The sequence below is a fragment of the Phytobacter sp. V69 genome (genome assembly GCF_965644215.1).
GTDB lineage: Bacteria > Pseudomonadota > Gammaproteobacteria > Enterobacterales > Enterobacteriaceae > Phytobacter.
The window spans coordinates 1-13,048 of sequence record NZ_CBFFRL010000137.1 but is presented as its reverse complement, the minus strand read 5'-3'; the positions used below and the strand labels follow the sequence as shown (position 1 = coordinate 13,048).

Genomic DNA, 13,048 nt, shown 5'->3' with positions numbered 1-13,048 from the left:
TCAGGCAACCGTCTGTGGTGTTTGCAGAGCTAAGATTGGCGGCTTAGCGTTGCACTTCGGAGTTGAATCCGCCGACAGTCAAATCAACTATTTACTTTTAGTCAGGGCAACGGATAGCCAGGCTGGCGTTGAGCGCGTAAAAGAGAACATGCGCAAATTCAACATCAGCGAATCAGTTCTCTCCCGTCTGACCTGAGAACATATCATCATCGGTGATCTGGGTACGCCGGAGCAATTTCTGGACGACCCGCGTCTGGATAGCGTCACTCACGTGCTGAACTGTGCGGCAGTTGCCTCGTTTGGCAACAACCCGCTTATCTGGAAAGTCAACGTAGAAGGCACGCTGGCGTTTGCCGGACGGATGGCGAAAGTACAAGGCCTTAAGCGCTTCCTGCATGTTGGCACTGCGATGTCATGTGCGCCGGAAGCCGATTCACTGGTCTTTGAAAGCCAGGAATTCAAAGAAAATGCCGAGCATCTGGTGGAGTACACCCACTCCAAATCCACCATTGAGCACCTGATGCGCAAGACCTACCCGAACCTGCCGCTGGTCATTGCACGCCCGTCTATCGTGGTCGGTCACACGCATTACGGCTGCCAGCCCTCCAGCAGCATCTTCTGGGTATTCAGCATGGCGCTGATGCTGCAGAAATTCATGTGCTCACTGGAAGACCGCATTGACGTGGTGCCAGTGGACTATTGCGCCGACGCGCTGATCATGATGCTGAAAAGCGACATCCCGGCGGGGGAAGTTATCCATATTTCCGCAGGTGAAGAGAACAGCGTGAAGTTTGCTGATATTGATGCTGCGATGGCTTCCGCGCTGGAAACCGTGCCGGTTAAAGATGTCTACACGCAGGTTAGCTACGAGACGCTGGTGAAGATGCGTCGTGAGTTGAAAAACATCTTCGGGCCCTGCAACGAGCGCCTGATGCTGAAAGCCATGCGTTTGTACGGTGCGTTCGCCATGTTGAACGTCCGCTTTAGCAATGACAAGCTCATTGAACTGGGCATGCCGAAACCGCCGCGCTTTACCGATTACATCGCCCAGTGTGTACAAACCACCCGCGGACTGTCCATTCCGCAGCAAATGGCCGTCGATTTTAAATAACGGTTATTGCAGGTAAAAAAATGCCAGCCCGAGGGCTGGCATCTTCATTTCAGAGAAAGACAGGCTTATGCCTGACCTTTGATCTCTTTACGGCCGTTGTACGGAGCTTGCTCGCCCAGTGCTTCTTCGATACGAATCAGCTGGTTGTATTTAGCAACGCGGTCAGAACGGCTCATAGAACCCGTTTTGATCTGGCCAGCAGCGGTACCAACAGCCAGGTCAGCGATGGTAGCGTCTTCAGTTTCGCCAGAACGGTGAGAGATGACAGCGGTGTAGCCAGCGTCTTTCGCCATTTTGATCGCAGCCAGAGTTTCGGTCAGAGAACCGATCTGGTTGAATTTGATCAGGATGGAGTTAACGATGCCTTTGTCGATGCCTTCTTTCAGGATCTTGGTGTTGGTTACGAACAGGTCGTCACCAACCAGCTGGATTTTGTCGCCCAGAACTTTGGTCTGGTAAGCAAAGCCAGCCCAGTCAGACTCGTCCAGACCATCTTCGATGGACACGATCGGGTACTGTTTGGTCAGGTCTTCCAGGAAGTGAGTGAATTCTTCGGAGGTGAACGCTTTGTTGCCTTCGCCAGCCAGAACGTATTTACCGTCTTTGTAGAATTCAGAAGCAGCACAGTCCATCGCCAGAGTGATGTCTTTGCCCAGCTCGTAACCAGCAGCTTTAACAGCTTCTGCAATAACAGCCAGAGCTTCAGCGTTGGAACCCAGGTTCGGCGCGTAGCCACCTTCGTCACCAACAGCAGTGTTCATGCCTTTGGATTTTAGAACTTTAGCCAGGTTATGGAACACTTCTGAACCCATACGTACGGCTTCTTTCAGGGATTTCGCGCCAACCGGCTGAATCATGAATTCCTGAATGTCGACGTTGTTGTCAGCGTGCTCGCCACCGTTGATGATGTTCATCATCGGAACCGGCATGGAGTATTTGCCCGGGGTGCCGTTCAGTTCAGCGATGTGCGCGTACAGCGGCAGGCCTTTAGAAGCCGCAGCAGCTTTAGCAGCAGCCAGAGAAACGGCCAGGATTGCGTTAGCACCGAAGTTAGATTTGTTTTCAGTACCGTCCAGGTCGATCATGATCTTGTCGATGCCAGCCTGATCTTTAGCATCTTTGCCCAGGATTGCCTGAGCGATCGGGCCGTTAACCGCGCCAACCGCTTTCAGTACGCCTTTACCCATGAAACGGGATTTGTCGCCATCACGCAGTTCCAGCGCTTCGCGGGAACCGGTAGAAGCACCTGACGGAGCAGCTGCCAGACCAACGAAACCACCTTCCAGGTGTACTTCGGCTTCAACAGTCGGGTTACCACGGGAGTCGATGATTTCACGACCGATGACTTTAACGATTTTGGACATTAGGATTTCCTCAGTACAAGTTAAACTAAAACTCCAGACAAACAGTGCACCCATTTGGGTGCACTGCCGTTCTAACTCTTACTTCGCCTGACGCTTCTGGAACTCACTGGCGGCTTTCACGAAGCCTGCAAACAGCGGGTGTCCATCACGCGGCGTAGAAGTAAATTCCGGGTGGAACTGACAAGCGACAAACCACGGATGGTTTGGCACTTCGATGATCTCGACCAACTGATCATCGCCGGAACGGCCTGCAACACGCAGACCCGCAGCTTCAATTTGTTTCAACAGCAGGTTGTTCACTTCATAGCGATGACGATGGCGTTCGACAATGGTCGGCTCGCCATACAGTTGACGGACCAGGCTGTCGTCACCAAGCTGACACGCTTGTGCGCCGAGGCGCATGGTGCCACCGAGATCGCTCTTCTCCGAACGTACTTCAATCTGGCCTTCTTCATCTCGCCATTCGGTAATGAGCGCCACAACCGGGTACTTACAGTCTGGCACAAATTCCGTTGAGTTGGCGTTCTCCATGCCCGCAACGTTGCGAGCATACTCGATGAGAGCAACCTGCATCCCCAGGCAAATGCCCAGATAAGGAATATTGTTTTCACGCGCATAGCGTGCGGTGGCAATCTTACCTTCCACGCCGCGATAGCCGAAACCGCCAGGGATCAGGATAGCATCCAGATCTTTCAGAATTTCGACACCACGTGTTTCAACATCTTGCGAATCGATCAGTTTGATGTTGACGGTTACACGATTTTTCAGGCCGCCGTGTTTCAGCGCTTCGATGACTGACTTGTAGGCATCCGGCAGTTCAATGTACTTGCCGACCATACCGATGGTCACTTCGCTTACCGGGTTCGCCTGCTGGTAAATCACCTGTTCCCATTCGGCCAGATTTGCTTCCGGGCAGTTCAAGCTGAATCGTTTACAAATATAATCGTCCAGCCCCTGCGATTTCAACAGGCCCGGGATTTTATAAATGGAATCGACGTCTTTAAGGGAGATAACAGCCTTTTCCGGAACATTACAGAACAAAGCAATCTTTGCGCGCTCGTTTGCCGGTACGGCACGATCGGAACGACAAATCAGGATGTCAGGCTGAATACCGATAGAAAGCAGCTCTTTTACAGAGTGCTGGGTCGGCTTGGTTTTGACCTCGCCCGAAGCGGCCATGTACGGAACCAGCGTCAGGTGCATATACAGGGTGCGCTCACGACCCACTTCAACGGCCATCTGGCGAATCGCTTCGAGGAACGGCAGCGATTCGATATCGCCGACGGTACCGCCGATTTCTACCAGCACCACATCGTGGCCTTCACCGCCTTCGATGATGCGCTCTTTGATAGCGTTGGTGATGTGCGGAATAACCTGAACAGTCGCGCCCAGATAGTCGCCACGGCGCTCTTTGCGCAGAACTTCGGAATAAATACGGCCAGTCGTAAAGTTGTTACGACGGGTCATCTTAGTGCGGATGAAACGCTCGTAGTGACCCAGGTCCAGATCGGTTTCAGCGCCGTCTTCAGTAACGAACACTTCCCCGTGTTGGATTGGGCTCATGGTACCCGGATCGACGTTGATGTACGGATCCAGTTTCATCATGGTCACATTGAGGCCACGGGCTTCAAGAATGGCTGCGAGGGAGGCTGCGGCAATGCCTTTACCCAGAGAGGATACGACCCCGCCGGTCACAAAAATATAGTTCGTTGTCATGCTGAACCTGAGAAGTTAGGGTGAAACGATGGAATAACCAGGACGGGAAAGTAGTATACCTGAACAGGGCGTGCCTCACAAACTTTCATTCTCACCCCTTATCCCTAACCTCACCTGTAATAAGGAGTGAGAAAATAGCCACTTTCGGCAAAATGATTTTGACGCAAATCAAGCGCTTGTTATTTAAAAAATCATACAAATCACGCTTGAGCGCACAATATCTTTAGATATCAGTTTCCTGGCGTTTTACCTGCTGCCACACCTCTTCCATCGCTTCGAGGTCAATTCCGGTCATTTCCAGGCCACGAGCGGCAACAATCCGTTCGACTTCGCGGAAACGGCGCTCGAATTTCAGGTTCGCTTTTTGCAATGCAACCTCAGCTTTTACCCCTAAATGACGCGAAAGATTGACCGTTGCAAACAGCAAATCGCCCATCTCTTCTTCCAGCTTCGCCTCATCCACAACGGCCTGTTTTGCTTCATCCATCACTTCGTCAATTTCTTCGTAGACTTTATCCAGCACCGGCCCCAGAGAGGTCCAGTCAAAGCCCACGGTCGAGCAGCGTTTCTGGATTTTATGGGCGCGCATTAAGGCCGGGAGGCTATGGGGAATGTCGTCCAGCGCGGAGTGCTGCGATTTTTCAGCACGTTCAGCGGTTTTAATCTGCTCCCAGCGGGCCAACACTTCACTGCTGTTTTCCGCATGCGCATCACCAAAAATGTGCGGATGGCGGCGTTCCAGCTTGTCGCTGATGGCGGCACAAACGTCGTCGAAGTTGAACAGATTCTGCTCCTGAGCCATTTGTGCATAAAACACCACCTGGAACAGTAAATCGCCCAATTCGCCGCGTAAATCATCGAAATCTTCGCGGGAAATGGCGTCCAGGACTTCGTACGTCTCTTCCAGGGTGTACGGTGCGATGGTGGCAAAGGTCTGTTCTTTATCCCACGGACAACCATTTTCCGGGTCACGCAGACGTTGCATGATGCCCAGCAGGCGGGTGATTTGAGTCATAGTGATTCCTTGCAAAATGAAATGCCCCTCACCCCAGCCCTCTCCCTGGAAGGGAGAGGGAACAAACAAAGAGCATTTGGGGCGAGAGGAAAATTAACCGCCGTGCAATCGACGCGCGTCGATGACGTCCGGAACCTGGTTCAGTTTGCCGAGCACACGGCCCAGCACCTGCAGGTTGTAGATTTCAATATTCATGTCGATAGTGGCAAGCTGCTCTTTGGTATCGCTGCGGCTGGCCACGCCCAGAACGTTAACTTTCTCGTTGGCGAGAATGGTTGTGATATCACGCAACAACCCGCTGCGATCGTTAGCAGTCACGCGCACCACCAGCGAGTACCCCGCTGAATAGCTTTCCCCCCACACCGCATCAACGATACGTTCAGGCGCATGGGTACGCAGCTCTTCCAGTTGGTCGCAGTCTGCACGGTGAATGGAAATCCCGCGCCCCTGGGTGATAAAACCGACAATGTCATCGCCCGGGATCGGCTGGCAGCAGCGCGCAATGTGGTGCATCAGGTTTCCGACCCCTTCCACCACCACACGGCCATTGTCTTTGCTGCGGTTTTGCGGCGCGAAAGTCTTCTGCTGCAGCTGTTTAAGCGCAGCGGCATCCTGCTCTTCCGCACTTGGCTTGTTGAACTGCGACTGCAGGAAGTTGACCATCTGGTTGAGGCGAATATCGCCCCCGCCAATCGCCGCCAACAGCTCTTCCAGGTCGTTAAAGTTGTAACGCGGCAGCAGCTGTTTTTCCGCTTCTTTCAGGCTGATGCCCAGATGCGCCAGCTCGTCGTCAAGGATCTGACGCCCTGCCAGCACGTTTTTATCGCGATCCTGTTTACGGAACCAGGCGTGGATTTTGGAGCGCCCACGGCTGGTGGTGACATACCCCAGGTTCGGGTTCAGCCAGTCACGACTTGGGTTCGGCTGCTTCTGGGTGATGATTTCAATCTGGTCGCCCATCTGCAGCTGATAGGTAAAGGGTACGATGCGCCCGCTGATTTTCGCCCCGATGCAGCGATGTCCCACATCGCTATGGATATGGTAAGCGAAATCGAGCGGCGTTGAGCCGGCAGGCAAGTCCACCACGTCGCCTTTCGGGGTAAACACGTAGACCCGGTCGTCGAAGACCTGGCTGCGTACTTCGTCGAGCATTTCGCCCGAATCGGCCATCTCTTCCTGCCAGGCAATCAGCTTACGCAGCCAGGCGATGCGGTCTTCGTAACCACGCCCGCCGCTGGTCGCGCCTGTCGTTGCGCCCTCTTTGTACTTCCAGTGCGCAGCAACGCCCAGTTCGGCATCTTCATGCATCTGCCGGGTACGAATCTGGATTTCAACGGTTTTACCGCTCGGCCCTAATACCACCGTGTGGATAGACTGGTAGCCGTTCGGTTTCGGGTTCGCAACATAGTCATCAAACTCGTCCGGCAGATGGCGATAGTGGGTATGAACGATCCCCAGCGCGGCATAGCAATCCTGCAATCGTTCGGCGACGATACGCACCGCGCGCACATCAAACAGCTCATCGAAGGCAAGATGCTTCTTCTGCATTTTGCGCCAGATGCTGTAGATATGCTTCGGACGCCCATACACTTCTGCCTTCACGCCTTCTTGTTTCATTTCTGAACGCAGGTGTCCGACGAACTCTTCGATGTAATGTTCACGGTCGATACGGCGCTCATGCAGCAGCTTGGCAATGCGCTTGTATTCCGCCGGATGCAGATAGCGGAAGCAGTAATCTTCCAGCTCCCATTTGAGCTGGCCGATCCCTAAGCGGTTCGCCAGCGGGGCATAGATGTTCGTACACTCTTTCGCAGCCAGAACGCGTTCATCTTCCGGCGCGTCTTTGACCTCGCGCAGATGGGCAATACGTTCGGCAATCTTGATGACGACGCAGCGGAAATCATCCACCATCGCCAGCAGCATGCGCCGCACGTTATCCACCTGTTCAGAGGAGACAGAATCAGTATGGGTGGCTTTTAACTGGCGAATGGCCGCCATATCGCGCACGCCGTGGATAAGCTCGACAATCGATTTGCCGACGCTTTCGCGCAGGGTGTCTTCACTGACGACCTCGGCATCCGCCAGCGGGAACAGCAGCGCCGCCCGCAGCGTATCGAGATCCATACTGAGCATGGAGAGGATTTCCACCATCTCCACGCCGCGCCATAGCAGCAGATCGGCGTGAGGATGTCCCTGTGTTTGTCGCAGACAATATTCCCAGGTTTCGGCTAAGCGTTCACACGACGGTTGGCTGGAGATACCCAGACTGGCGATCCACTTTTTGGGATCGAACTCACCCGCTTTATTCAAATGCGCACTTCTTACCGCAACCATTGTCCTCTCCTTTAGGGACTGAGCCTGTCGAACTCGACAAGCCGAAATTAATCACTTGTGCTCGAATAACACCATGGATTCCAGATGCCCAGTGTGCGGGAACATATCCAGCATCGCCAGCCGCTTAATCTGGTAACCCGCATTGACTAACGTCTCGCTGTCACGCGCGAGCGTTGCCGGATTACAGGAAACATACACTACTTTGCCGGGCGCTAATTTTACAACGTGTTGCATGACGCCAGCAGCTCCCGCACGAGCGGGATCGAGAAGTATTTTATCAAAACCCTGGCGCGCCCACGGCTGCTTTGTGACATCTTCTTCCAGATTTTCATGAAGAAATGTCACATTCTGCAAGGCATTTTGCCGGGCATTTTCACGCCCTTTCGCCACCAGTTCGGCCACGCCTTCGACGCCCACCACGCTCGCCGCTCTTTTTGCCAGCGGCAAAGTAAAGTTGCCCATCCCGCAGAAAAGATCCAGTACGCGGTCTTCTGGCTGCACGTCCAGCCACTCCAGCGCACGGGCAACCATCTGCTGATTTACGCCGTCATTGACCTGGATAAAATCCCGCGGACTGAACGTTAAGCGTAGCCCGTCAGAGTTATACCAGGGAGATTCTCCCGTAACACGTTCAAGTATCTCGCTTTCAGGCGCCAGAAAAAGCGCCAGTCCCTCGGAATGCGAAAAGCGTTCCAGTTTTTCCCGATCGGCGGCGCAGAGTGGCGCGGTATGACGCAAAACCATCAGCGGACCATTGTCTGCCAGTACCAGCTCAACGTGGCCCAGATGGCGCACCGCTTTTAAACTCGCGAGGCAAGCGTGCAGCGGCGCGAGCAATGCCTCAAGACGGGGCACCAGGACCGGGCAGCGCGAGACGTTAATGATGTCGCTGGCATTCGCTTTTCGAAAGCCCATATCCAGATGCTGGGTTTTGGGCTGCCAGTTCAGGCTCAGACGCGCCCGGCGGCGATAGGCCCAGGGCGACGCGGAGATGACTTCTTCGACATCCTGCTTCATCAATCGGGCAAGGGCGGCGCTTTTGCTGCGTTGTTGCAACGCCACGCTCGCATGCTGCTGCTGGCAGCCGCCGCAGACGCCAAAATGAGGACATACCGGCGCAACACGCTCAGGACTGTCGCTCAGACGGCGTTTTACCGCACCGCGCGCAAACTGTCTTTTGTCTTCAGCCAGGGTAATTTCAGCCGTTTCTTGCGGTAATAAACCGGGAATAAACAACGCCTTACCATTATGTCGCGCAACCCCCTGCCCAAAGGGATCGAGGTCGTTTACTGTTACAGTCATGATCTGACGCGTCGTCACGCGTCGTTTTGCAGAGTAGAATTGCGCCATTGCCGAGAATTTTCTCAATTACAGATAATGCCCATATTCTCCCATAACGGAACCCCATGACCAACTACAGCCTGCGCGCGCGCATGATGATCCTGATCCTCGCCCCGACCGTATTGATCGGTGTGCTGTTGAGTACCTTCTTCGTTGTTCACCGCTATAACGACTTACAGCGGCAACTGGAAGACGCGGGTGCCAGTATCATTGAACCGCTTGCGGTCTCCAGTGAATACAGCATGACGTTGCAGGATCGCGAGGCCATTGGGCAGTTGATCAGCGTGTTGCACCGCCGCCATTCCGACATCGTGCGCGGCATTTCCATTTACGATGAGCAGAACCATCTGTTCGTCAACTCGAATTTCCAGCTCGACCCGGGTGAATTACGCCTGGCGGACGGGGTGGCGCTGCCCCGCCGCTTAAGCGTGAACCGCAAGGGCGACCTGATGATCCTGCGCACGCCCATCATTTCGGAGGGCTATTCCCCGGATGAATCCGCCGTTTCCGACGCCAAGCCCGCTGGCAATATGCTGGGATATGTGGCGCTGGAGTTGGATCTCAAATCCGTTCGTCTGCAGCAGTACAAAGAGATTTTCATCTCCAGCCTGATGATTTTGTTCTGTATTGGCATTGCGCTGATTTTCGGCTGGCGGTTGATGCGCGACGTTACCGGGCCGATTCGCAATATGGTTAACACGGTTGACCGTATCCGCCGTGGTCAGTTGGATAGCCGGGTGGAAGGGTTTATGCTCGGCGAGCTGGACATGCTAAAAAACGGCATTAATTCGATGGCCATGTCGCTGGCGGCCTACCACGAAGAGATGCAGCACAATATCGATCAGTCCACCTCGGATCTGCGCGAAACCCTGGAACAGATGGAGATCCAGAACGTTGAGCTGGATCTGGCGAAAAAGCGAGCCCAGGAAGCGGCACGCATTAAATCCGAGTTCCTGGCCAATATGTCACACGAGCTGCGTACGCCGCTCAACGGGGTTATCGGTTTCACCCGCCTGACGCTGAAATCTGAGCTGAATCCTACCCAGCGCGACCATATGCTGACCATCGAACGTTCAGCCAATAACTTGCTCACCATCATCAACGATGTGCTTGATTTCTCGAAGCTTGAAGCCGGGAAACTGATCCTTGAAAGCATCCCGTTCCCGTTACGCAACTCGCTGGATGAAGTGGTGACTCTGCTGGCGCACTCTGCCCACGATAAAGGGCTGGAGCTGACGCTAAATATCAAAAATGATGTGCCGGATAACGTGATTGGCGACCCGTTGCGCCTGCAGCAGGTGATCACCAATCTGGTGGGCAATGCCATTAAATTTACCGAAAACGGCAATATCGATATCCACGTTGAGCGGCGCTCGATCAGTAACAACAAAGTGCAAATCGAGGTGCAGATCCGCGATACCGGGATCGGTATTCCAGAACGGGACCAGTCGCGCCTGTTCCAGGCATTCCGTCAGGCCGATGCCAGCATCTCTCGACGCCACGGCGGTACGGGCCTGGGGCTGGTGATCACCCAAAGACTGGTCAACGAAATGGGGGGCGATATCTCCTTCCACAGCCAGCCTAACCGGGGTTCCACCTTCTGGTTCCATATCAATCTGGACCTCAACCCAAATGCGATTTCCGAAGGCCCGGTTACAGGTTGTCTGGCGGGCAAACGCCTGGCCTATATCGAGCCGAACGCCGCCGCGGCGCAAAGTACGCTGGATGTGCTGAGCACCACGCCGCTGGAGGTGGTGTACAGCCCGTCATTCTCGGCCCTGCCCCCGGATCACTATGACATTCTGCTGCTGTCGGTTCCGGTGACGTTCCGCGAGCCGCTGACCATGCAGCATGAGAAACTCGCCGCCGCCGCATCAATGACCGACTACCTGCTGCTGGCGCTCCCCTGCCATGCCCAGATTAACGCCGAAGCGCTGAAACAGGACGGTGCGGCCGGCTGTCTGCTGAAACCACTCACCTCAACGCGCCTGCTGCCCGCGCTGACCGAATATTGCCGCTCGACCCGTCAGGTGGAATCGGTGGATGTCAGCAAGCTGCCGATGACGGTGATGGCGGTGGATGACAACCCTGCCAACCTGAAATTAATTGGCGCGTTGCTGGAAGACCAGGTACAGCAGGTCGAATTGTGCGACAGTGGGCCTCAGGCGGTGGAAATGGCCAAGAGGATGCAGTTCGATTTAATTCTGATGGATATTCAGATGCCGGGGATGGATGGTATCCGCGCCTGCGAACTGATTCACCAGTTGCCACATCAGCAGCAAACGCCGGTGATTGCGGTGACCGCGCACGCCATGGCGGGGCAAAAAGAGAAGCTGCTCAGCGCCGGCATGAACGACTATCTGGCAAAACCGATTGAAGAAGACAAGCTGCACAATTTGCTGCTGCGCTATAAACCCGGTGCGCTGGCCAGCAACGTTGTCACACCGCCGGAACCTGCTGAACCCGAGATAGTGGAGAACGTAACCCTGGACTGGCAGCTGGCGCTGCGTCAGGCGGCGGGTAAACCGGATCTGGCGCGCGAAATGCTGCAAATGCTGGTGGCGTTCCTGCCGGAAATCCGCAACAAAGTGGAAGAACAGCTGGTTGGTGAAGCGCCAGACGGCTTGCTGGATCTGATTCATAAACTGCACGGAAGCTGTGGCTACAGCGGCGTGCCACGGCTGAAAAATCTCTGCCAGCTTATTGAGCATCAGTTACGCAGCGGAGTTCCTGCCGAAGAGCTGGAACCGGAGTTTCTGGAGTTGCTTGATGAGATGGACAACGTGACCCGCGATGCCCGCAAAATGATGGGATAATCCTGATACCCTCTCCCGCAAGAGAGGGTAACAACAGGGACTGGGGCTTATTTGCCCTGCCCGACTTTCAGCACTGCCGCCACGTTACGCGCGGTCATACGCACGTTTTCACCCGCGTTAGCCAGCGCATCTTCCAGCGTGCAAATTTTATAAAGCACGCTGAACACCGCATCGATGCCGTGATCGTGTACCACACCGACATCTGCCGTCAAACTGCCCGCAATACCAATCACCGGCACGTTATAGCGTTTTGCCACTCTCGCGACGCCAACCGGCACTTTGCCGTGCACCGTCTGACTGTCGATACGCCCTTCACCGGTAATCACCAGGTCAGCATCGGCAACGTGGGTATCCAGCGATAACGCATCGGTCACAATCTCGATACCCTGGCGCAGTTCCGCACCGCAGAAGGCGTATAATGCAGCGCCCATCCCCCCTGCCGCGCCACCGCCAGCCAGGTTTAGTACATCCTGATCCAGATCGCGGGCAATCAGCTTCGCGTAATGCCCCAGCGCCTGATCCAGGCGGGCGATCATTTTCGGCGTGGCCCCTTTCTGCGGGCCAAAAATCGCCGAAGCCCCCTCTTTACCCGTGAGCGGGTTCGTCACGTCGCAGGCCACTTCAATACGGCACTCCGCCAGACGTTTGTCCAGTTCGCGAATATCGATCTTAATGAGCGTTTCCAGTGCCGCACCGCCCGGGCCAATCTGCTGGTCTTCGTTATCCAGCAATTTTGCCCCCAGCGCCTGCACCATCCCCGCGCCGCCGTCATTCGTGGCGCTACCGCCAATCCCGATGATGATATGCTTTACGCCCGCGTCCAACGCGTGACGAATCAGCTCGCCTGTCCCCCACGAGGTGGTCACAAGCGGATCGCGTTGAGCCGGAGGCACCAGTTCAAGACCGCTGACCGCCGCCATTTCGATAAACGCAGATTTTTCGTCGCCTGACAGACCATAAAATCCGTCGACTTGCTCGCCAAGCGGGCCTTTGACAGTCACCGAAACGATGCGCCCTCTGGTCGCGGCAACCATAGCTTCAACCGTCCCTTCTCCGCCATCCGCAACCGGCAATTTTACATATTCAGCCGTCGGAAAAATTTCGCGAAATCCGCTTTCAATCGCGGTCGCCACATCCAGAGCACTCAAACTTTCTTTATAGGAGTCAGGTGCGATAACTATTTTCATAAGCCATCCTTACGCATATTCACTGCCGCAAGCATATACCCGGAAGCTTCTGGAAAATGCCAGCCCGGGCATGGGCTGGCAATTCCATTAACGCACCATGCAAGGACGTTTGTTGTCGAACGTCCAGCCAGGGATCAGATACTGCATCCCCATTGCATCGTCGC

General features: G+C 54.8%; 8 protein-coding genes and 1 pseudogene. 2 read left to right on the top strand and 7 right to left on the bottom strand.

Features of this window, described 5'->3' with window-relative positions:
- The first annotated feature begins 34 nt into the window (after positions 1-34).
- A pseudogene (locus ACSZPU_RS17720) lies at positions 35-1,111 on the top strand (SDR family oxidoreductase).
- A 65-nt stretch (positions 1,112-1,176) separates the two neighbouring features.
- Here ACSZPU_RS17720 and eno read toward each other — a convergent pair.
- From eno to rlmD, 5 genes are all read right to left on the bottom strand, one after another.
- Positions 1,177-2,475: a phosphopyruvate hydratase gene (gene eno / locus ACSZPU_RS17715; RefSeq protein WP_499001419.1), complete on the bottom strand. Its 1,299-nt coding sequence runs from the start codon at positions 2,473-2,475 to the stop codon at positions 1,177-1,179.
- 78 nt (positions 2,476-2,553) lie between these two features.
- A complete protein-coding gene (gene pyrG / locus ACSZPU_RS17710) occupies positions 2,554-4,191 on the bottom strand; it encodes a glutamine hydrolyzing CTP synthase (protein ID WP_499001418.1) in 1,638 nt (545 codons plus the stop codon).
- Positions 4,192-4,414: 223 nt separating this feature from the next.
- Positions 4,415-5,206: a nucleoside triphosphate pyrophosphohydrolase gene (gene mazG, locus ACSZPU_RS17705; protein WP_499001416.1), complete on the bottom strand. Its 792-nt coding sequence runs from the start codon at positions 5,204-5,206 to the stop codon at positions 4,415-4,417.
- A gap of 93 nt (positions 5,207-5,299) precedes the next feature.
- Positions 5,300-7,540, bottom strand: a complete 2,241-nt coding sequence (gene relA / locus ACSZPU_RS17700) for a GTP diphosphokinase (protein WP_499001414.1) — start codon at positions 7,538-7,540, stop codon at positions 5,300-5,302.
- A gap of 51 nt (positions 7,541-7,591) precedes the next feature.
- Positions 7,592-8,890 carry a 23S rRNA (uracil(1939)-C(5))-methyltransferase RlmD gene (gene rlmD, locus ACSZPU_RS17695; protein ID WP_499001411.1) on the bottom strand — a complete coding sequence of 433 codons (1,299 nt, stop codon included), beginning with the start codon at positions 8,888-8,890 and terminating at the stop codon, positions 7,592-7,594.
- 56 nt (positions 8,891-8,946) lie between these two features.
- Between rlmD and barA the strand changes: the two genes are divergently transcribed.
- Positions 8,947-11,697, top strand: coding sequence for a two-component sensor histidine kinase BarA (barA, locus tag ACSZPU_RS17690; protein WP_499001408.1), 2,751 nt, complete (start codon positions 8,947-8,949; stop codon positions 11,695-11,697).
- Between the two features lie 47 nt (positions 11,698-11,744).
- Here the strand turns inward: barA and ACSZPU_RS17685 are convergent, their stop codons facing one another.
- Positions 11,745-12,884, bottom strand: a complete 1,140-nt coding sequence (locus ACSZPU_RS17685) for a glycerate kinase (RefSeq protein WP_499001407.1) — start codon at positions 12,882-12,884, stop codon at positions 11,745-11,747.
- 87 nt (positions 12,885-12,971) lie between these two features.
- On the bottom strand, positions 12,972-13,048 hold a 77-nt coding region (locus ACSZPU_RS17680), incomplete at its 5' end, for a hypothetical protein (RefSeq protein WP_242430040.1).